Source organism: Nocardia sp. NPDC060255 (assembly GCF_042727395.1).
Taxonomy (GTDB): domain Bacteria; phylum Actinomycetota; class Actinomycetes; order Mycobacteriales; family Mycobacteriaceae; genus Nocardia.
The window spans coordinates 1-20,742 of sequence record NZ_JBHXAU010000048.1 but is presented as its reverse complement, the minus strand read 5'-3'; the positions used below and the strand labels follow the sequence as shown (position 1 = coordinate 20,742).

General features: G+C 66.7%; 21 protein-coding genes. 6 read left to right on the top strand and 15 right to left on the bottom strand.

The window, feature by feature from the left end:
* Positions 1 to 45: 45 nt before the first annotated feature.
* Both ACFWF1_RS43410 and ACFWF1_RS43405 read right to left on the bottom strand, forming a co-directional pair.
* On the bottom strand, positions 46 to 1,065 hold the full coding sequence (locus tag ACFWF1_RS43410; protein ID WP_379289081.1) for a zinc-binding dehydrogenase: 1,020 nt from the start codon (positions 1,063 to 1,065) through the stop codon (positions 46 to 48).
* 27 nt (positions 1,066 to 1,092) lie between these two features.
* The gene (locus ACFWF1_RS43405; RefSeq protein ID WP_379289079.1) at positions 1,093 to 1,854 is read right to left on the bottom strand and encodes a TetR/AcrR family transcriptional regulator; all 762 of its coding nucleotides are present in this window, start codon (positions 1,852 to 1,854) and stop codon (positions 1,093 to 1,095) included.
* Between the two features lie 105 nt (positions 1,855 to 1,959).
* On the opposite strand from ACFWF1_RS43405, the gene mptB reads away from it, so the two are divergent.
* The 5 genes from mptB (at position 1,960) to pip (ending at position 7,483) form a co-directional block, all read left to right on the top strand.
* Positions 1,960 to 3,654, top strand: a complete 1,695-nt coding sequence (gene mptB / locus ACFWF1_RS43400) for a polyprenol phosphomannose-dependent alpha 1,6 mannosyltransferase MptB (protein ID WP_379289077.1) — start codon at positions 1,960 to 1,962, stop codon at positions 3,652 to 3,654.
* The gene (locus ACFWF1_RS43395) at positions 3,651 to 4,583 is read left to right on the top strand and encodes an ABC transporter ATP-binding protein (protein ID WP_379289075.1); all 933 of its coding nucleotides are present in this window, start codon (positions 3,651 to 3,653) and stop codon (positions 4,581 to 4,583) included. The genes mptB and ACFWF1_RS43395 overlap by 4 nt, the downstream gene beginning before the upstream one ends.
* The gene (locus ACFWF1_RS43390; protein WP_379289073.1) at positions 4,580 to 5,371 is read left to right on the top strand and encodes an ABC transporter permease; all 792 of its coding nucleotides are present in this window, start codon (positions 4,580 to 4,582) and stop codon (positions 5,369 to 5,371) included. The genes ACFWF1_RS43395 and ACFWF1_RS43390 overlap by 4 nt, the downstream gene beginning before the upstream one ends.
* Positions 5,372 to 5,437: 66 nt before the next feature.
* Entirely contained in the window at positions 5,438 to 6,406 is a 969-nt protein-coding gene (locus ACFWF1_RS43385; RefSeq protein ID WP_379289277.1) for a heme A synthase, read from the top strand.
* Positions 6,407 to 6,505: 99 nt separating this feature from the next.
* Positions 6,506 to 7,483, top strand: coding sequence for a prolyl aminopeptidase (gene pip / locus ACFWF1_RS43380; protein WP_379289071.1), 978 nt, complete (start codon positions 6,506 to 6,508; stop codon positions 7,481 to 7,483).
* Here pip and ACFWF1_RS43375 read toward each other — a convergent pair.
* The 11 genes from ACFWF1_RS43375 to ACFWF1_RS43325 all read right to left on the bottom strand — a co-directional run bounded on the left by ACFWF1_RS43375 (position 7,480) and on the right by ACFWF1_RS43325 (position 17,408).
* The gene (locus tag ACFWF1_RS43375) at positions 7,480 to 8,079 is read right to left on the bottom strand and encodes a TetR/AcrR family transcriptional regulator (protein WP_379289069.1); all 600 of its coding nucleotides are present in this window, start codon (positions 8,077 to 8,079) and stop codon (positions 7,480 to 7,482) included. The genes pip and ACFWF1_RS43375 overlap by 4 nt on opposite strands.
* The gene (locus ACFWF1_RS43370; protein ID WP_379289067.1) at positions 8,076 to 8,741 is read right to left on the bottom strand and encodes a TetR/AcrR family transcriptional regulator; all 666 of its coding nucleotides are present in this window, start codon (positions 8,739 to 8,741) and stop codon (positions 8,076 to 8,078) included. Before ACFWF1_RS43370 ends, ACFWF1_RS43375 begins: the two co-directional genes overlap by 4 nt.
* 45 nt (positions 8,742 to 8,786) lie before the next feature.
* The gene (locus tag ACFWF1_RS43365) at positions 8,787 to 9,302 is read right to left on the bottom strand and encodes a hypothetical protein (RefSeq protein WP_379289065.1); all 516 of its coding nucleotides are present in this window, start codon (positions 9,300 to 9,302) and stop codon (positions 8,787 to 8,789) included.
* A gap of 318 nt (positions 9,303 to 9,620) precedes the next feature.
* On the bottom strand, positions 9,621 to 10,565 hold the full coding sequence (locus ACFWF1_RS43360) for an MlaD family protein (protein ID WP_379289063.1): 945 nt from the start codon (positions 10,563 to 10,565) through the stop codon (positions 9,621 to 9,623).
* On the bottom strand, positions 10,562 to 11,581 hold the full coding sequence (locus ACFWF1_RS43355) for an MlaD family protein (protein ID WP_379289061.1): 1,020 nt from the start codon (positions 11,579 to 11,581) through the stop codon (positions 10,562 to 10,564). The genes ACFWF1_RS43360 and ACFWF1_RS43355 overlap by 4 nt, the downstream gene beginning before the upstream one ends.
* Entirely contained in the window at positions 11,578 to 12,657 is a 1,080-nt protein-coding gene (locus ACFWF1_RS43350; RefSeq protein ID WP_379289059.1) for an MCE family protein, read from the bottom strand. Before ACFWF1_RS43350 ends, ACFWF1_RS43355 begins: the two co-directional genes overlap by 4 nt.
* Complete coding sequence (locus tag ACFWF1_RS43345; RefSeq protein WP_379289057.1) at positions 12,627 to 13,673, bottom strand: MlaD family protein; 1,047 nt, start codon at positions 13,671 to 13,673, stop codon at positions 12,627 to 12,629. The genes ACFWF1_RS43350 and ACFWF1_RS43345 overlap by 31 nt, the downstream gene beginning before the upstream one ends.
* On the bottom strand, positions 13,670 to 14,677 hold the full coding sequence (locus ACFWF1_RS43340; RefSeq protein WP_379289055.1) for an MlaD family protein: 1,008 nt from the start codon (positions 14,675 to 14,677) through the stop codon (positions 13,670 to 13,672). The genes ACFWF1_RS43345 and ACFWF1_RS43340 overlap by 4 nt, the downstream gene beginning before the upstream one ends.
* Positions 14,674 to 15,702 carry an MlaD family protein gene (locus ACFWF1_RS43335; RefSeq protein WP_379289053.1) on the bottom strand — a complete coding sequence of 343 codons (1,029 nt, stop codon included), beginning with the start codon at positions 15,700 to 15,702 and terminating at the stop codon, positions 14,674 to 14,676. Before ACFWF1_RS43335 ends, ACFWF1_RS43340 begins: the two co-directional genes overlap by 4 nt.
* Before the next feature lie 3 nt (positions 15,703 to 15,705).
* The gene (locus ACFWF1_RS43330) at positions 15,706 to 16,575 is read right to left on the bottom strand and encodes an MlaE family ABC transporter permease (protein ID WP_379289051.1); all 870 of its coding nucleotides are present in this window, start codon (positions 16,573 to 16,575) and stop codon (positions 15,706 to 15,708) included.
* Positions 16,575 to 17,408, bottom strand: coding sequence for an MlaE family ABC transporter permease (locus ACFWF1_RS43325; protein WP_379289049.1), 834 nt, complete (start codon positions 17,406 to 17,408; stop codon positions 16,575 to 16,577). The genes ACFWF1_RS43330 and ACFWF1_RS43325 overlap by 1 nt, the downstream gene beginning before the upstream one ends.
* 196 nt (positions 17,409 to 17,604) lie before the next feature.
* On the opposite strand from ACFWF1_RS43325, the gene ACFWF1_RS43320 reads away from it, so the two are divergent.
* On the top strand, positions 17,605 to 18,516 hold the full coding sequence (locus ACFWF1_RS43320; RefSeq protein ID WP_379289047.1) for a 2-hydroxyacid dehydrogenase: 912 nt from the start codon (positions 17,605 to 17,607) through the stop codon (positions 18,514 to 18,516).
* Between the two features lie 48 nt (positions 18,517 to 18,564).
* On the opposite strand, the gene ACFWF1_RS43315 is transcribed toward ACFWF1_RS43320, so the two are convergent.
* Together ACFWF1_RS43315 and ACFWF1_RS43310 are read right to left on the bottom strand one after the other, a co-directional pair.
* Entirely contained in the window at positions 18,565 to 20,022 is a 1,458-nt protein-coding gene (locus ACFWF1_RS43315; protein WP_379289045.1) for a flotillin family protein, read from the bottom strand.
* Between the two features lie 9 nt (positions 20,023 to 20,031).
* Entirely contained in the window at positions 20,032 to 20,208 is a 177-nt protein-coding gene (locus tag ACFWF1_RS43310; protein ID WP_379289043.1) for a hypothetical protein, read from the bottom strand.
* Positions 20,209 to 20,742 lie beyond the last annotated feature (534 nt).

The window sequence follows — 20,742 nt, the reverse complement described above, 5'->3', positions numbered from 1 at the left end:
TGCGTTACATCACATATGGTCGGCTGACCACTTCGCCGAGACCGTTCAGCGGACAGCGACGAGCTTCATCGGCGTCTCCAAAAGCGCGTCGACAGACTCGTCCCAGTTTGCTGTCCGGGTAGTAACCAGCGACGGATCGAACCGGCCCGCGGCCACCAATTCCAGCACCTCGGGGATGGCCGGACGGGCGTGCGCGCGGCCCGTGTGGAACGTGCAGCAGCGCGAATACATCTGAAAGATCGGCAGTGGCACGTCGGTGGGCTGGACGCTGACGCTGGTCGACCAGCCGTCGTAGGCGGTGGCGTCGATCGCGGCGCGCAGCGCCTTGGCGCCGCCCGCGGCTTCGACGGTGATCGGGAACCGGCCGACACGAGCGTCGCGCGGACCTTCGATTGCCTCCGCGCCCAACGACTTCGCGATTTCCAAGCGTTCGATGGAGTCGTCCAGGTAGACGACGCGGGCCGCGTCGAGCGCGACCGCAAGGCCTGCGGCGTAGAGACCTATTGACGGAGCCGCCGGTCCGCCGATCACCAGAACCTCGGCGCCGGGGTTGTCGGCGAGCTGCGGGCCGACGGCGCGATAACCGTCCGGGATGTTGTCGCTCGCGCTGGCCACGGCCACCGGGTCGATGCCGGTCGGCAGCGGCACGAGCATGGCGTCGGCGTGCGGGATGAGGGCGAGGTCGGCCCAGAGCCCGCCCCAGTCCAAGCCGCCGAGCGGGCCGAGGCCGTAGGACGACAACGGCGGGTGACTGGTGCAGTTGCCGGTGCGGCCGCGCAGGCAGGCATGGCATGTGCCGCAAGAGATTTGGAACGGCACCACCACCCGGTCACCGACCGTGACGGCGCGCACGTCGTCCCCGATCGCGACCACTTCGGCCACGCCCTCGTGCCCGAATGGGTAGGGGCCGGGCAGCGGAAAGGCGCCGCGCAGGACGGCCGGATCGATATCGCAGGTGGCCAGGGCGATCGGGCGCACCAGCGCCTGGTCCGGCCCGGTGAGCTCGGGTTCGGGGTGCTCTTCCCACCGCAGCTCGCCGGGGCCGGTCAACATCAGACGCTTCATGCGTCGAGTTTCGCTAGAACGTTCTTTCTAGTCAATACCCAACTGGGAATTCCACTGCTCAGCAACAATTTCCGGAACATTTCCGGACTCCGCGGCGGCCGCCTCCACCCTCGCCTCGACCGACGGCGCCACGTCCGCCGCAGGCATCCCCATGTCGATATCCGACGACCCGGTACCCGACGGACCCGTATCCGCCACGGCCGCTTCGGCACTCGGCAACCCCGCCTCGGTGAACGTCACCCGGATCAGCCGTTCCATCGCCGCGGCCACCGTGTGCAGCGGTGCCTCCGAGCGCCGCACCCTGGCCAGCATGGTCGCGCCCTCGTACGCGGCGACCACCGTGGTGGCCAACTCCCCCGCGTCCTGCGCGGACAACCCCAACTCGGCGAGCATGCCGGCGAACGCCTGCTCCATCGCCTCGAACGCCGACACGCACGCGGCGCGGATCGCCTCGACATCGCTGCCGCCGTCCAGCGCGGGCGTGCCGATCGGGCAGCCGTCGTCCCAGTCCGAGGCGGCCAGCTTGCCGACCATGAAATCGAAGATGGTGGTCGTCGTCGCGAACACATCCGTCGGCGCCTGCCGGATCATCTTCCCCGTCAACGTCCCCGTCCCGGTGATGGCGGCGACCGCGATCTCCTCCTTGCCGCCCGGAAAGTGGTGGTAGATCGACCCATACGGCAATCCGGCCGCCTCACTCAACGCCTTCAGACCGAACCCGTGATAGCCATGCCGCGCGAGCAGCCCGCACGCGGCGACTTCGATCCGCCGCCTGGACTCCGAAACCATATGTCTGATTGTGCCCCGGCCGGCGACGCTACCGAACGGAACGAGCACTGCCGGTCAGCGGGCCTCGCACGGTCAGTGGCCGGACTCCGCCCGACCGCGCCCCTTATGCTTCGTCTCGTGGCGGTACTGGAGGGCGCGCGGCGCAGGACACTGGCATTCGGGCGCCGAGCACTCGGATTGGACGTGCCGACCGCCGATCACACGATCGCGGTCCTGCACCAGGACGAGACCGAAGTCCCCGGCCTCGACCCGAAGGAACGCGTCCAACTCGACCGCATCCGCCTGATGGGCGCCACCGGAACCGTCCTGATGGCGATCAGCGCCCTCGGGATCGGCGCCCAACCGGTACACCAGAACCCCACCTCGGGCGTGCGCGTCCTCGGCATCTTCGCCCGAGCGCACACCGGCTCCCTCGCCATGTGCATGACCGGCACGGTCGTGGTCGTGCTCGCCTGGCTGCTGCTCGGCCGCTTCGCCGTCGGCGGCATCGGCGGCGCCCCACGCCACCGCCTCAGCCGCTCCCAACTCGACCGCACACTGCTGCTCTGGATCATCCCGTTGAGCGTCGCACCACCGCTGTTCAGCAACGACGTGTATTCGTATCTGGCACAAAGCGAAATCGCGGCACGCGGCATCGATCCCTATCAGGAGGGACCGGTCGCGGGGCTCGGCATCGATAACGTGCTGACCAACAATGTGCCGACCATCTGGCAGAAGACACCGGCGCCCTACGGTCCGCTGTTCCTCTGGATAGGCCGTGGCATCGCCGAACTCACCGGCGACAACATAATCCTCGGCGTGTGGGTGCACCGGGCGCTTGCGATCGCCGGTGTGGCGCTGATCGTCTGGGCGTTGCCTCGGCTGTCCCAGCGCTGCGGCGTCGCGCCCGTCAGCGCGCTGTGGCTCGGCGCGGCCAACCCGCTGGTGCTGTTCCATCTGATCGGTGGCGTGCACAACGACGCGCTGATGCTCGGCTTGATGCTGGCCGGTCTGGAGCTCTGCCTGCACGCCATCGAGGACATCCATCCGTTCGACGGACGTGCTTATACGTGGTTGATAGGCGGGGCCATTGTCATCGCCATGTCGTCCTCGATCAAGCTCACCTCGATCATCGCGCTCGGCTTCGTCGGGATGGCGTTGGCCCGGCGCTGGGGGTTCACGCTGCGCACCGTTGCCGTCGCAGCCGCTCTGCTCGGCGCGATCGCCATCAGCACAACAGTTTTCATCGGTGCGGCGAGCGGGCTCGGATTCGGCTGGATCCACACCCTCAATGTCGCCAACGCGGTACGCAGCTGGATGTCGGTGCCGACAGTGCTCGGCATCATCACCGGGTTCGGCGGGGTGCTGCTCGGACTCGGCGACCACACCACCGCGTTACTCAGCATCACCCGTCCGATCGCCGCGGTGATCGCCGGGTTCCTCGCGGTCCGCATGCTGATCGCGACCGGCATCGGCCGCCTGCACGCGGTCGGCGCGCTCGGTGTCGCACTCGGCGCCATCGTGTTGCTGTTCCCCGTGGTCCAGCCCTGGTACCTGCTGTGGGCGATCGTGCCGCTGGCCGCCTGGGCCACTCGCCCCATCTTCCGTGTTCCCGCCGTAGCCTTCTCGGCCATCGTCAGCGTCATCCTGATGCCCCGCGGCGCCGACCTCGAAGTCTTTCAAATAGTCGGCGCCGCGATCGCCACCGTCATAGTCACAGTGCTGTTCTTCGTGATCACCCGCAACAAACTGCCGTGGCGCGGCCAGCGGGGGGTGTCGGCTCCGTCACAAGTGCCCACCTCTTACGGTGTGACATCGTGACCCGAGCCTCCGGACCTGCCGTTCGCGTCGACGGTGTCGTCAAACGTTATGGCGAGACCACCGCGGTCGACGGTTTGAGCTTCGAGGTCGAACGCGCGCAGGTGCTCGCGCTGCTCGGTCCGAACGGGGCGGGCAAAACCACTACCGTTGAAATGTGCGAAGGGTTCGTGACGCCGGATGCGGGGTCCGTGCGCGTGCTCGGGCTCGATCCGATCGCCGATTCTGATCGGCTGCGGCCTCGCATCGGGGTGATGTTGCAGGGCGGGGGTGCCTATCCGGGGGCGAAGGCGGGCGAGATGCTCGATCTGGTCGCCGCGTATTCCGCCGATCCGCTGGATCCGGAATGGTTGTTGCGCACGCTCGGATTGCAGGACAATCGCGGCACGCCTTATCGGCGGCTGTCGGGCGGACAGCAGCAGCGGCTCGCGTTGGCTTGTGCGCTGGTGGGGAAGCCGGAGATCGTGTTCTTGGATGAGCCGACGGCGGGGCTGGATGCGCAGGCGCGGCTGATCGTGTGGGAGCTGATCGATGCGTTGCGGCGGGACGGGGTGACGGTCGTGCTCACCACGCATCTGATGGATGAGGCGGAACAGCTCGCCGATCAGCTGGTGATCATCGATCACGGGCGGATCGTGGCGTCGGGGACGCCCGCCGAGGTGACCGCGCACGGCGCGGCCGGTCAGTTGCGCTTCTCCGCCCCACCGAAACTCGATCTGGAGCTGTTGAAATCTGCGCTGCCCGAGGGGTTCTCGCCACGAGAGACGACGCCGGGCACGTATTTGGTGGAGGGCGAGATCAATCCGCAGGTGCTCGCGACCGTGACCGCGTGGTGTGCGCGAGTGAACGTGCTGGCCACCGACATTCGGATCGATCAGCGCAGGCTCGAAGACGTCTTCCTGGAACTCACCGGACGGGACCTACGCGGATGACTCAGCCCGACCTGACCACCAACCGTTTCGCGCCGGGCACCTTCGCGCCCGATCCACGGCCGAACTCGCGCGCCGCGATGATGCTCGCGCAGACGCGACTCGAGCTGATCCTGTTGCTGCGCAACGGCGAACAGCTGCTGCTCACCATGTTCATTCCGATCACGCTGCTGGTCGGGCTGAGCCTGCTGCCGTTCGGCGACCTGGGCGACGACCGGGTGGACAAGATCGTGCCCGCGGTGATGATGGTGGCGGTCATGTCGACCGCGTTCACCGGACAGGCCATCGCCGTCGGCTTCGACCGCCGCTACGGCGCGCTGAAGCGGCTGGGCGCCACCGCGCTGCCGCGCTGGGGCATCATCGCGGGCAAGAGTGCGGCGGTGCTGATCGTCGTTGTGCTGCAAGCGATTCTGCTCGGCGCCATCGGCTTCGCGCTCGGCTGGCGGCCCGAGCCCGCCGGACTCGCGCTCGGCGCGCTCGTGATCGCGCTCGGCACCGCGACTTTCGCGGCGATGGGCCTGCTGCTCGGCGGCACGTTGAAGGCGGAGATCGTGCTGGCGCTGGCGAACATCCTGTGGTTCGTCATGCTCGGCATCGCCAGCGTGGTGTTCGCCTCCGACGACCTGCCGACCGCGGTGAATGTGCTGGCCCGCCTGATCCCTTCCGGTGCACTGGCGGTCACGCTCGAGGACGCGATGCGCAGCAGCATCGACTGGTTCGGCGTCGCCGTGCTCGCCGGCTGGGGCGCGGTCTCCGGCGTGCTCGCCGCCCGCTACTTCCGCTTCGAATAGCCCACCGCAAGGGCCGCGTTCGGTACCAACGACAGCGTGTAGTTGACCGTGCTCTACCATCGTGACGTGCTGTATCGCGCCTTCCTGCGACTCGTCGACAAGCTGCCACTGCCCTCGCTGCGGGTGCAGCGGCTGATCGCGATCGCGGTCATCCTCTCGCAGGCGGGCATCGCCGTCACCGGCGCCGTGGTCCGGGTCACCGCCTCCGGCCTCGGCTGCCCTACTTGGCCGGAGTGCTTCCCCGGCAGCTTCACCCCGATCGGCGTCTCCGAGGTGCCGGTGCTGCATCAGACCGTCGAGTTCAGCAACCGGCTGCTCACCTTCGCCGTCTCGCTGTGCGCCGCGCTGATCGTGCTCGCGGTCACCCGCGCCCGGCGCCGCCGCGACGTGCTCACCTACGCCTGGCTGATGCCCGGCGGCACCCTGCTGCAGGGCATCATCGGCGGCATCACCGTGCGCACCGGCCTGCTCTGGTGGACCGTTTCGGTGCATCTGCTGGCATCGATGCTGATGGTCTGGCTGTCGGTGGTGCTCTACGCGAAGATCAACCAACCCGACGACGGCATCGAGACCGTGCAGGCGCCCGCGCCGCTGCGCTGGCTCACCGCGCTCAGCGCAGTCGCCATGAGTGGCGTGCTGATCGCAGGCACCCTGGTCACCGGTGCCGGACCGCACGCGGGCGACAAGAGCATCGAGCGGCCGGTCGAGCGCCTGCAGGTCGAGATCGTCACCCTGGTGCACCTGCATTCTCAACTGCTTGTCGGCTACCTCGCGCTGCTGATCGGACTGGCCTTCGGCCTGTTCGCGGTCGGCATCACCCCGGCGGTCCGCAAACGCCTGTTCGTGCTGCTCGCCCTGGTCTGCTCGCAATCCCTGGTCGGCATCGTGCAGTACTTCACCCACGTCCCGGCAGCTCTCGTCGTGATCCACGTCGGTGGCGCCGCCGCCTGCGTCGCGGCCACCGCCGCCCTCTGGGCGTCCTTGCGTACCCGCGAAACCGTCGACGCCCCCGCCCCGGCGAAGCAGTCCGCGTAATCCACACGGCTCCAAGCGCCACGACTAGCCGCGTGGAGGATCTGTGAATCCGGTTGACTACGCTCGGGGACGGCCGTGGTCGAGAGGTGGGAGTCGCCAGTGGGTACGGAAAACGTAGTGGCACAGCCGTTTCCTGATATCGAGCCGTATGCGCATGGACTGTTGGACGTCGGGGACGGTAACCAGATCTACTGGGAGACCAGTGGTGATCCGGACGGCAAACCCGCCCTGGTGGTGCACGGCGGACCGGGCAGCGGAGGTAAGCGGGGTGCGCGCAAGAGCTTCGATCCCGCGATCTATCGCATCGTCCAGTTCGACCAGCGTGGGTGCGGCGAGAGCCTGCCGCACGCCTCGGACCCGAATGTCGATCTGACACACAACACCACTCAGTACCTGATCGCCGACATGGAGCGGCTGCGGGTTCACCTCGGCATCGAAAAGTGGCTGCTGTACGGCGGTTCCTGGGGATCGACCCTGATACTCGCCTACGCCGAACAGTATCCCGAGCGGGTCTCGCAGATCATCCTGATCGGCGTCACCATGACCCGTCCGGAAGAGACCGACTGGCTCTATCACGGTGTCGCCCGCTTCCTGCCGGGACCGTGGGAGGCATTCCGTGACGCACTGCCGGAATCCGAGCGGAACGGGAATCTCGTTGCCGCATATAGCCGTTTGGTCAACCATCCCGATCCGGCGGTGGTCGCGAAGGCGGCGCGCGATTGGTGCGCGTGGGAGGACGCCGTCATCTCGCACGAATCCCTCGGCAATCCAGGCCAATACAGCAGCAAACCCGACGCCGCCATGCTCGCCTTCGTCCGGATCTGCACGCACTATTTCGCCAACAACGCCTGGCTCCCCGACGGACAGCTGCTCCGTGACGCGCACAAACTCGCCGGAATCCCGGCGGTGCTGATCCACGGACGACTGGATCTCAGCTCGCCCTTGCAGACGGCCTGGCAATTGGTGCAGGCCTGGCCCGACGCTGAACTGCACGTCATCGACGACTCCGGCCACACCGGCAGCCCGACCATGCGCAAGACGATCCTCGAGGCCACCGCCCGCTTCGGCCGCCGCTAGGGTTCGAGTGCCGCCCGGACGAACCCGATGAGGTCGGTTCGGACGCGTTCCTGATCGAGCCCGTCCTCTCCGGCACGGATCGCGGACAGCAAGGCGGACAACAGAATCGAGAGCAGGATCTCACCGGACAGTCTCGGGTCGAGCGCGGAATCCATATACCCGAGGGCAATCCCGTTCTTGATCCACGCGGTGGCCTCGTCGCCGTAGGTCGTCAGATTTCGGAGCGATTGCTCGGCCACCCGGTCATCGATCGAGGTCGCCTCGATGAGGATGAAGGTCATCAAACCCGGTTCTTCGGTGACCAATTCGTAGCAGTGATCGATGATGCGCCCGAACAGCGCACAGAACTCGTCGAGGGTCTGCGGCGGCGGGCCGGTCACCGCCCGAGCGAACACGCGGTCCCGGATCAACGCGAAATAGTGATCGATGACCGCGTCGAGGACGTCACGCTTGTTGGTGAAGTAGTTGTAGAACGTGCCGTGGCTGACTCCTGCGCGGGCAACGATATCGGCGACGACAACCGCACGATATCCCTTGTCCACGAACAGTTCATAAGCGGAGAAAACAAGCTCAGCCCGGCGTTTGGCGGCATTCATCGAGTATGTCCGGCAGCGACGGGATCGCGTGGCCGCAAGGCCTTTTCGAGCAACGTGAGGACACCGGCGGTGGCCCGTTCTCGCGCCTGCGGCGTGTTGTCGCCGCGCATCTCCTGCAGCAACCCGGGCACCACCAGGGTCAGCGTGGTGTGCGCGGTCACCTCGGGATCGATGTCGGCGCGGATCCAACCCGCCGCGACACCGCGCCGAAGTTCTTGCGCCACAAAGGCACTCACGAGCAACTCGACGCCGAGCAGCCGATCACTCAGCTCCTTGTCGATAGCGTTCGCCTCTACGAGCACCAGCCGAACGAAGTCCGGATCATGCTCCAGCATCGCGTACAACCGCGCGATGGCCGCCTGCACTACGGCCAGCAGTTCCTCGGACGACGTCGGACGGCTCAGCAGCGACTGCGGCTCCAACGCGTCGATCAGCTTCCCGAAGCCGAAATCGACCACCTGGTCCAGGATTTCCCGCTTGCTCCCGAAGTACCGGTACACCGTGCCCTGCCCGATACCGGCGTGCGCGGCCACATCGGAGATCGCGGTCGCCTCGTACCCGCGCTCGACGAACACGGCGTACGCCGATTCGATGATCTGCTGCCTGCGTCGTTCCGGCAGGCCGGCCAGCGGTGGCCGACCACGGCGGGGCTGCTCCGGCACAGCACTCCCTCTCGACAGAACCAGGACAAATAGCTCGTCAGCTTATCAACGCGCCGCTGACTCGCCCTTCGGGCCGTAGTCGACGACCTGCCAGTTGCCGCCGTTCTTCGCCACGGTGACCACCAGCAGGTTCGGCACCGTCGCCGGGGTCGGCTGCTGGATGTTCTGCGTCTTCTGCGTAGCTAACACCGTCACCGAGTATTGATCGTTGCCCTGCGCGTCCACCGTGGTGCCGAGCACCTGTCCGGTGGCCACGACCTGCGCCTCGGTCATGATCTTGGCCAGGGTTTCGTGCACCTCGTCGTAACGCTTGCGCAGCGCGTCGGAGGTTCCGCGCTGCACGCCGTCGAAGAACGCGGGCAGGCTCTTGTAGTCGTAGGTGAGCGAGCGGAGCGTGTAGTCCTTCGCGATCTCGGCGGCCTTGTCCCGGTCGGTGTTCTGTTGCCGCAGTGTGCTGAGATCATCTGAGGTGGACTGCCAGGACAGGCCGAGCGCGATGCTGAGCACCGTGAGCAGAACGGTGAGGCCGCCGAGGACGTAACCGATCCCGTTCCGCCACAAGCCGTTCGACGCTGCGAAAGGCGCGGCAATACCTGGGCCCGTTGGGACGGCGAAGGACTCTTGCGTCGAGGCGACGACGGTCTCCGGAGTCGGGGCAGAAACGGCCTCAGCCGCCGACGCGACGGCCGTCTCCGGAGTCGAAGCAGCAACGGCCCCAGGCGTCGAGACAGCAATCGTCTCGGGTGCCGCAATGGCAACCCCCTCGGATCCTGCGGCGGGAACCGTCTCGGGCGCCGAGGCAACGACAGCCTCAGGCGCTGGCTCGGTACCGGTTTCGGCTGCGTCTACGGGCTCGTTCGTCATGGTGGCCTCAACTCTCTATTTCGGAACGTCGAGCGTGATTCGGGCTGTCCCGTCTTCCGGGAAGGTCGCTGAGAGCAGGTCGATGATCGAACCCGCGTCCACCCGAACGGGTTTCAGCACGCTGGTGGACGGCTTCAGTGCGGTGGCGATGTGTGAGAGGTCGGGGCCGAGCACCGCGAGGTACTGGTCGATCTTCTGCACCAGTGGGCCGAGCGGCTCGTCCCAGATATGTTCGCCCGCATAGGAGTAACCCTGGAAGCTTTGGATCAGGTGCACCACGTCGGGCAGCACCTGGGTGAAATCTTCGGCCCAGCCGCCGATCACCGGCCCGTATCCGTTGAAGTTCTCCGCGAGGTCCTGACCGTTCAGGTAGAGGCGGGTGATCTCGTCGCGCTTGTCGTGCAGCAGCTGCGCCGTCATGGTCAGCGTCCTGGTCAGGTTGGCGATCTCTTTTTCCCGCCCCGCGTACCCCTGCGACAGAATCGCGGCGAGCTGTTCGATCTTCGCCGGGTCGATCTGCGAGTTGAGCACGTCCAGCTTGGCCAGCGCCTCGCTGACCGTCGTCGCGATCCGAACCTGGTGCGCGGGAATGACACTGCCGTCGGCGAGATACGGGCCGGTGGTTCCGGTCGGCCGGAAGTCCATGAACTGCTCGCCCGCCGCCGACAGGTTGCTGACGTGCACCTCGCTGCCGATCGGCACCTGATACTTCGCGTCCAGCTCGATCCGCACCGCCAGCCCGGTGCCGGTGGCGGTGATGGCGCGCACCTTGCCGATTCGCATGCCGCGCAGGTCGACCTGCGAGGTCTGCATCAGCCCGCCGGACGAATCCATCAGCACCGTCACAGTATTCGTCGTCCGACGCGGATCGATGTCGAGCACCCCGACGGCCATGTACGCGGCGCACACCACCGTCATCACCAGCAGCAGCACCAGCGAGACCGGACCGGACAGCTTCATCGGACCATTCCTATCGACCGCAGCACCTGGATCATCTCGTCGGAACGAGCCGACGCGTCGGCGGCGACGGCTTCCGCGCCGAGCCGCTGCACCCGAATGTTCGGTGGCGCACTGAAGAACGGGATCAGCTTGTCGCGTAACAGCCGGTTCATCGCGTCGACGTTCATCGGAACCGTGGTGTCGGCACTCGCGATGGTGAGCGCCGCGGGCGCAAGAACGCTGATGATGTCGTGCAGGTCGCCACGCAGCGGCAGCGCGAGATCGCCTACATACCTGGCCAATTCGCCGCCGTCGATGATCAGCTGGACCAAACCGAACAGCACGTCGGACAGCCCGGCGGCGCGGCTCGGCCCGAGGGTGAGGGTGCGGTCGACGTTGTCCTTGTTCGCCTCGAGGGTGGTCGTCACGCTGGCCGCGGCGGCCAGGATCCGGTCGATGTCGTCGTTGTGTGTGACGAGGTCGTGCAGCGCGTTCTTGCCGCCGGTCAGGATGCGCTGCAGATCCGCCGGGTCGGTCGGGAAGGAGGCGTTGACGCTGGCGACGAGTTGCTGCATTTCGCCGAAGCGGCCGCCGGTGACGATGTTCGACAGCGCCCGCAGGATGTCCTCCACGTTGGCGGCGGGCACCGTGCGCGAGCGCGGGATGACGTCGCCGTTCACCAGGAACGGCGGACCGGCGTTCGGCGGCGCCTGCAGCGCGATATGGATATCGCCGAGGATCGTGCTCTGCCGCAGTTCCGCAGTGGTCGACTTCGGCAGCTGTACATCGGATTTCAGGTCGACCGTGGCGACCGCGGTATCGCCGATCAGCTCGATCCGGTCGAGCATGCCGACCTCGACGCCCTCGGCGATGACCTTGGCCCGGTCCGGCAGGTTGAGCACCGAACCGAATTCGATCCGGATCGAGAAGGTGTCCCCCGCCAGATAGGTCCCGGGGATCGGCACGTCGGTCGCGCGCAAACCACAGCCGGTCAACAGCAACACCATCGCGGCGAGCACGGGTATCAAACGCTTCACGGTGCCCCCAACGATCCGAGGATCACCCGGGCCAGGCCCGGCTGACTACCGTCCGCCGACTCGTAGTGCGGCGGACGGTAATTCACCCGCACGGCGCCCGTCGCCGGGTCGAACACCTGCACCAGCCGATTGTTCAACGGCGGCAACTGCACCAGCAGATCCACGATGCTGCCCGCCAGCACCGCGAACCGATGCACCTCCGGCACGATCCGATCCAGGAACTCGTAGGACTGCTGGTCGTACTTGCCGACATTGCGGGCGATCACGGGCAGGAACTGCAGCGCGAGATCGACCGCCCTGGACAGTTCCGCGGAGAAACCGTCGACCAGTTGGACGCCGTTCTTCAAATTGTCCAGCAGCGCCTGCATATCCGGCCAGTTGGTGATGAACATCGTGGTGAGCTGGTCGAGATTGTCGACGAGCCTGCGGATCACCACATCCCGGTCGGCCGGATTCCCGATAACCTGAGACAGCCGCTGTAACAAGGCATTCCACTGCGGCCCGGTGCCATCCAGCGAGCGGACCGCGCCGGTGATCGTCTGATCGAGCAGCGTGTCCGACGGCGCGCCCGGCGTCGGTGACTGCTGCCCGCCGAGCAGGTCGCCGGACAGTCGGCCGAGCGCGTCGAGCGCGTCGCTGATGCCGACCGGAGTCTTGGTGTGCTCCAGCGGAATACAATGCGCGGTATCGAATTTCGGTCCGCCGGTGTAGGTCTTGGTCAGCTCGACGTGCCGGTCGGTGACGATCGAGCTGGACATGGTCACCGCCCGGATATCGGCGGGCAGCGCGAGCTTGCCGTCGATCGACATCGTCACCTGCATACGATCGCCGCGCGCCTCGATACCCGAGACGGTGCCCACCTCCACACCGAGCATGGTGACGCTGTTGCCCTCGTAAAGCCCGACGGTGTCGGTGAATTCGGCACACATGGTCTGTTTGGCGGGTTGAACGCGGTCTATCCAGGTCGCGCCGCTCACCCCGAACACCACCGCGACCGTGACCACGACCGCCGCGATCACCAAACCTGTTCTGCCCCAGGCCCGCATCAGCACGCCCTCCCCTCGAACGGAATGCACAGTGCCGGACCACGAACCACGCTGGCGGACTGATCGATGGTCACCCCGTCCGCGCCGAGCATCGTCGAAATCTTCCCGATGAAGTCCTTGATCCCCGCGATGACCGTGTCGAGCCGGCCGGGATCCTGCACGAGTTTGTTGAACAGGTCCTCGAATTCGGCCACGGACGGCTCGATCGAATCGCCATAGGCCATCACCGGCCGATGCAGCACCGCGAAGAACCGCCGCAACAGCTCGAAGACCTGGACGACCTCCCCCTTGCGCTGCCCGAGCACCACCGCGACAACGCCGAGTTCGTGCACGAAATCGGCGAGCACCGCCCGGTCGGTCGCGATCGCGCCGATGTATTCGTCGGACACCTGCACCGCCGAATCCAGCTGCTTCGACCGGTCGGCCAGCACACCGGTCAGGTCGTTGAAGTTGCCGATGATCGAGCGCACCGCGTCGGGCTGACCCGCCAGCGCGGCATTCACCTCGGCGATGGTGCTGCGCAGCGTGCTGCCGTCCACCTGGCCGAGCACCGGGGTGGCCACGTCGATGATGTCGGTCAGCTCGAACGGTGTGCTGGTCCGCTCCGGCGGAATGTGCTTGCCGCCCAGCGCTGGCTCCCCCTGCGAAGCCAGCGACAGGTAGTGCCCGCCGATCGGTGTCAGCATCTTCACCGCCACCGACGAGGCGTCGCCGACGTGCACGTCGCGGTCGACGCCGAAGCGCACCTCCACGTGGTCGCCGACCAGGTCCACCGAACGGACCTGGCCCACTTTGATGCCCGCGATCCGCACCTCGTCACCGGTGCGGGCGCCGCCTGAGGAGCGGAAGTCCGCCGTATAGGACTGCTCTCCGAAAGGCACCACGTACAGCACCGCTGCGGCGAGCAGGGCGAGCACGCTCAGCAGCACACCCGCTATGCCCCAACGCAATTGGGACCACGATTCCGACTTCGCGGCACGCAGCTGTTTCAGCTCGCCGAACAGCCGTAACGGCAAACCCGCCAGTTGCTTTGTCGCACTGCTCATTTGCACACCACCAGCTTCTGATTGCCGAGCACGACATTGCCGATGCCCGGTAGCCCGAGCTCACCGCCTGCACACGAGTAGGTCTTCGCCGTGCCGCTGGCAGGGATGTTCTGGTTGAGCCCGGCGAGCAACGACGGCACCAGGGAAAGGATTTCGACCAGCTGATCGGTTTGCGGCAGCAGCCTGCGCAACAGCCCGTCCAGCGGCAGGTAGCTCTGGTCGTAGGCCCCTTGCAGTTCCTCGAGCAGCGGGATGAGCGGCACCAGGGTGCGGTTGGCCTGCTCGATGGCGGTAATGATCGTCGCCGTCCGGCTGCCGAACGCGCTCAGTACGCCGTTCAGCTGTTTGACCAAATCGCCGACCGCAGCGGACTTTCCGCCGATCGAGCGGGAGATCTCGCCCAGGTTGTGGATCAGCAGCACCACCACCGCCTCGCTGCTCTTGGCATGCTTGGTCAGCTGGTCGAGATCGGCTAGCGCGGGACCGATGCCGCTGCCATCGCCCTGCAGCACCCGCAGGATATTGGTGCCGAACTGGTTGAGCTGGGCCGTATCCAAGGTGTCGAACAGCGGTTTGAAGCCGTTGAACAGCTTGGACACATCGAAACTCGGAATCGTGCGCTCCACCGAGATGGTGGCACCCGCCGCGAGCCGCACCCCGACGGCTTTCCCGGTCATCAACTCGATGTAGCGCTGCCCGATCAAATCCTGGTATCGCACAGCGGCTTCGGTGTTGTCGTAGATCGGGCGCTGCCGGTCCACGGTGAACCGGACCCGCGCGTGCGGGCCGTCCAACGCGACGCTGTCGACCTTCCCGACCGCCACCCCCGACATCCGCACCACGTCCCCGGCGTAGAGGCCCGAAATATCGGTGAAGACAGCGTCATACGAGACCTTGTCCTCCGGCACCGGCGTATTCAGCGCGGCCACAATGAAGGCCGAGCACACCGCGACGATCGCGACGAAGATGCCGAGCTTGACGGCCGCGCCGGTGACACTGTTCATCGCGGCACCCCGATGATCGAATCAGCCAGGTAGGGCATGTTTTTCACGATCAGCTCGAGTTGCAGCTGCACCCGGCCGCCGACCACCGGGAACGCGCTGTCGATGCGGGCGAGCAGGGCGGGCAGCCGGTTGTACGCGGGCGCGACGGTGCCGATGGACGCGCTGATCGGCACCACCAGATCCAGCACGCCGCCGATGATGGTGGCCAGATCGGGGTTGTCCCTGCGCAAGAGGTCGGTGACCGGCAGCAGCAGCGCGGTGTCCAGCGTGGACAGCGAATGCTTCGTCCGCTCCCGGTTCGCCGCGGAGCCGAAATACTCGCTGTTGTCGAGCACGCCGAGGATCACATCGACCACCGGCGGCGTCACCTGCGCCGCGCCTGTCCCGATATCCGCGCCGATATCCAGGTAATGGCCAAGCGGCGCACGCTGATTCATGGCGAGCACCCTGGCGGTGGCGAAGAACGACTGCACCGCCGGGCCGAGCGAGGCGGTGTTGTCCAGCAGCAGATCGAACAGCGCGCGCACGGTGTCGGAGTCGAGCACCTGGGTCAGCCGCGCCGCCCGGCGGAACACACTCGACACGGTCGCGTTGGTCGCGTTGGCGCCGATGAACAGCGTGGTGTTCTCCGGCAGCCGCCCGCCCTTGCCGGTGTTCACCAATTCGATTGCGCTGGAGCCGAAGATGTTCGACGAGGTGAATCGCGCCGACACGTCGTCGGTCAGCGCGGCGGCCTGGGTGCGGTCCAGCGACAACTCGATGCGCTGGTGGCCGTAGTCGACTGTCTCGACCTTGCGCACGGTACCGATCCCGAAGCCGCGGAACTTCACCTCCGCGCCCGGCGCCAGCCCCTCGCCGAGGGTGGCCGCGTCGATGGTGAGGGCGAACCGGCCGGCGAACTTGCCCTGCGCGTATTGCGTGGTGAACACGGCCACCACCAGGATGATCGCGGCGACGACCAGCCCGCGCAGCCGCAGCGTCCACCGCCCGGCGGTGCGCCCTGAATGATCAACGAATATCGGCACGCGTCACCCCGAAATCTTGATTCCGACATCGACACCCCAGAAGACGATCGTCATGATCATGTCCGCGATCACCACCAGCACCAGGCTCGCGCGGATCGCCCGGCCCGACGCGCGCCCGACGCCCTCCGGCCCGCCGGTCGCGTAAAACCCTTGGTAGCCGTGGATCAGGATGATCATCACCACGAACACCGTCGCCTTGATCAGCGACGCGATCACGTCGCCGGGTTGCAGGAAGGCGTCGAAGTAGTGGTAGTAAGTGCCCGAGGACTGACCGTGCAGCACATTGACGACCACCGCGCAGGACAGGTAGCTGAGGATCAGCGTCAGCAGGTACAGCGGGACGATGGTGATCATCCCCGCGATCACCCTGGTGGTCACCACGAACGGAATGGGCCGGATACCAATGGCTTCCAGCGCGTCGATCTCCTCGGAGATGCGCATCGCGCCGATCTCGGCGGTCATCCGGCAGCCCGCCTGCGCCGCGAAGCCGATCGCCGCGACCATCGGCGCCATCTCCCGGGTATTCGCGTAGGCGGAGACGAATCCGGTCAGCGGACCCATGCCGACCATGTTCAGCGCGGTGAACCCCTCCACGCCGATCGAGCCGCCGACCGCGACGCCGAGGAAGATCAGCACCGCCACCGTGCCGCCGCCGACGATGATATTGCCGCTGCCCCAGGTGATGTCGGTGAGGATCAGCATGGTCTGCCGGCGGTAGGCGCGCAGCGTGTGCGGCACCGCGGCGAGCACCTGGCTCACGAAAGTCAGTTGGTGGCCGAGCGATTCGAACAGCGTCAGCGGTCCGCGCGCGCCGCGCTCGACGAGGCGACCGGCCCGGCCGAACGGGCGATACTGGGCGGGAACTTCCGTCATCAGCCCACCTTTTGCGGCAGGAACATCGAAACCAGCTGGGTGATCACGAGATTCACGCCGAACGCGGCGATCACCCCGATCACCACGGCGGCGTTCACCGCGTTCGCCACGCCCTTGGGTCCGTGCGTCGCCTCCAGCCCGCGCTGGCAGGCGACGATCAGCACGATCACCCCGAAGATGACCGATTTCGCGATCGCCACGAAGAGATCGGCCATGGTCGCGAAGGCCGCGAACGAGGACAGGTAACTGCCCGGCGTCACCCCCTGGAACCCGACCGCCACCACGTACCCGGTGAACACCCCCATGAAGATGACCAGCAGGCACAGCAGCGGCGTCAGCACGATCATCGCCGCCAGCCGCGGCGCGACCAGCCGCCGCACCGGGTCGATGCCCATGGTGCGCAACGCATCCACCTCCTCACGGATGGTGCGCGCGCCGAGATCCGAGGCGATCGCCGACCCGGCCGCGCCGCCGAGCAGCAGCGCGGTCACCATGGGCGCGCCCTGCCGGATGACGCCGAGTCCGCCCGCCGCTCCGGCCACCGAGGTGGCGCCGACCTGCTGAGTCAGGCTGCCTACCTGAACGGAAACGATCACGCCGAACGGAATTGCCACCAGCACAGCGGGAATCGCGGTCACGCTGACGATGAACCAGCCCTGCTGCAGCGTGTCCCGCCAGGGATGGCGCAGCCTGATGATGTCGCCGATGAGGTAGCTGAACGCGGCGGCCGCGAGTTGGAGCGTCCGTCCGAAGGTCCGCAAACTCTTGATGACTAGATCGAATCCCCACCGCACCAGTGGCTCGGACACCCGAGCGACCCTGTCGACAACCACCGTTACCTCGATTCCACCGGCTCCCCCCGGCGAGGCATAATTTAACCGACTGATATGTCACTCTGCGGCCGTTTCGGCTCAATTCTCTCACTGACTGAGACAGTTACGGACAAAACCGTTTCCACGGGCTGACCGGCCGGAAAAAGTCCGGACGCAACCCGGCGCGCGCCTCGCCGTGACCGCTAACCTGGCCAGCATGGCGGTCATAGTTCTCGTGCCGGACGACTACGGAGTCGCGGCGCTGTCCGGAATCGACGGGGTACAACCACTGCGGTACAACGCGGGCGAGGCGCTGCCGGACGGCGCCGAGCACGCGGAGGTGCTCGTCCCGAAGTTTCTCTCGCGGGCCGATTCGGTCGATCTGACTCGGCTGCCCAAGCTGCGACTGGTGCAAATGATGACCGCGGGCGCCGACGGCTGGGTCAGCCAGTTACCCGACGGCGTACGACTTTCCACCGGACGTGGCGCACACGGCGGCAGTTCTGCCGAATGGGTGGTGGCCGCGCTGTTGCACATCTACCGCGAACTCGGCGGCTTCGTCGATGCTCAGCGCGCGCAGCAGTGGACCTTCCATCAGACCCAGACGCTGATCGGCAAGCGGATTCTGATCATCGGCGCGGGTGACCTCGCCACCGAACTGGTCCGTCGACTGACCGGCTTCGACACGGTGGTGACCCTGGTCGGCTCGCAGGCCCGCGCGGGCGTGCACGGCGTCGACGAACTGCCAGGTCTGCTCCCCGGGCAGGACGTTGTCGTGCTGACTGTCCCGGTCACGTCCCGCACCATCGGTATGGTCGACGCCGAATTCCTTGCCGCGATGGACGACAACGCCATCCTGGTCAACATCGCCCGCGGCCCGATCGTCGAGACCGACGCACTGGTGGCCGAACTGCGGTCGGGCCGGTTGCGCGCCGCGCTCGACGTCACCGACCCCGAGCCGCTGCCACCGGGCCACCCGCTGTGGACCGTCCCGAACCTGCTGCTCACCCCGCACGTCGGCGGCAGCAGCACCGGCAGTTTCGAGCGCGGCTATGCCGTGGTGCGCGCGGAGATCATCCGCTTCGCGGCGGGCGAAGAACCGAAAAACCTGGTGCGCGGCGAATATTGAGCGTCGCGCACCAGGTTATGACGCCGCGGTCAGCGGAAAGTCGCTGAGCTACTTCGGCAGGTCGGCGCCGACCTGGCCGTTCTCTGCGGGCTTGACGCCGGAAGTCATTGCCGGAGCCAGTGATTCGCGCGCCATCGAGGTGAGCGCGCCCGCCTGCTGAATGATCTCGGCCAGCGCCGAGGTCACGCCCTGGGCCCCGTTGAGCACGGTGAAACTGTCGATGTGCTCGAACGGTGCCGCGGCCGCCGCGACGATCTGCGGCAGCTTCTCGGCGATCTGCTGGGCGATCACCGCCTCCTGGTTCTGACTCATCGCCTCGGACCGCAGCTGGATGCCCGCCGCCTCGGCCGCCATGTGCGCGCGCACCGCGTCGGCCTCGGCCAAGCCGCGCGCCTTGATCGCGTCGGCCTCGGCCTGACCGGCCAGCCGGGTCGCGTCGGCCTGCGCCGCCGCGCGCAGCTTGATCGACTCGGCCTCGGCGAGAGCCTGCATCTTCGTCTGTGCCGCAGCGGCTTCCGCGCGCAACCGGGTCTCCTGCGCGTCGGCCTCGGCCTGGCTGATCCGGGCGTCGCGGCTGGCGGTCGCCAGGGTGGTCTGCCGGTAGGCCTCGGCGTCGGCGGGCTTGCGCACCTCCACCTGCAGCTGCTGTTCCATCTGCTGCGCCTCCAGCTGCGACACCTTCGTCGCGACCTCGACCACCGCCTGCCGCGCGGTGGCCTGCGCGAGCGGCCCCTGCTGCGCGGCTTCCTGGCTGGCGCTGTCGATCTCGGCCTGGTACTCCGCCTTCTTGATCTGGGTGTCGCGCATCGCGAGCGCGATCTGCCGCTGCGCCGCCTGCTCCTGCTCGATGGCCTCCCGGTCGGCGTTGGCCCGCGCGATCCTGGCCTTCTGCTCCACCGCCGCCTGATGCGGAATCGCCAGGTTGGCAATGTAATTCGAGCCGCTGGCGATCGATTGGATCTGGAAGCTGTCGATCACCAAGCCGAACGACTCCATCTCCTGTGAGCACCGGTCGCGCACCTGCTCGGAGAACTTGTCCTGATCACTGATCATGTCCTCGACGGTCATCGAGCCAGCGATGGCCCGCAGATGCCCGACGAAGACGTTCTGCACCTTGGTCTCCAGCTCCTGGGCGGGACGATCCAGGAAGCGGCGCGCCGCGTTGGCGATGGACCGGTAGTCGTCGCCGATCTTGTACACCACCACCCCGCCCAGCTCCAGGTTGATCTTCTGCTGGCTCACGCACGGCACCAGGATCTGGCTCTCGTGCGCCTCCAGCGAGATGAAGCGCACCTTGGTCAGGCCGGGCATGATGAAACTGCCGCGGCCGGTGACGATGCGGAACCCCATGCTCTCGCCGACCCCCGACGGTCCTTCACCGGCTCGGAAGCCCGAAATGATCAGTGCCTCATCGGGTTCGGCGACCCGCCAGGACAGGCGGAACAGCACAGCCAACACGATGAGAGCGACGACGATCCCGATGACGACCAAGATTTGGACGTCCATGATGCACCTTCATTTCAAGGGAGTGACTTCGACCGTGCGCCCACCCAGGCTCCCGATCACGAGAACCTGGGTGTGCTTCGGAATGGTTGTCTCCCCGTCGGCGGCCCGCGCCAGGAATCGTTCGGTCCCCGCCCGCACCTCGATCACCACCTCACCGAGATGGTCCGGCCGGATTGCCGCGGTCACGCGCGCAATCTTGCCGATTACGTCTGTCGCCACCACTCCTCCGACCCCGCCGCAGTTCGACCCCTCACGGTGACCCCACCGATTCCCTTGCCGCAAGCATCTTTACGTATTCGATACAGGCAATATCACCCCCCGGCGAGATCCGCACTCCCCCCAAGATCCACACCCACCGTGGTCGCCCAGAAGCAACCGCGAATCCCGAGAAAGATTGCGGCTGTTGCCAACAACGGCCCCGACGATCATGCCCACCCACTCAGTGCCAGGCGCTCACCGTTTCTGTCACCCGAACACCCGGTACAACGGGTGTGCAGGTTAAAGAAAGGGTGTTCGGCCACCACAAAGGGCGCGCATCGGAGCCCCAGCGGCCCCAAACCGCCACACGACATCCTCACTCCCGTCCAAAGCGCTCGAGAACAGCACCACAGCCAGTCCTCCCGCACCCAACCGCACCTTTATTACCCAGGCCGCGGTAGAGCAGGTCGGGTACCCCACCTGACGCGCCCAGCACTACTCCGGTCATCCGATGAACCAGTC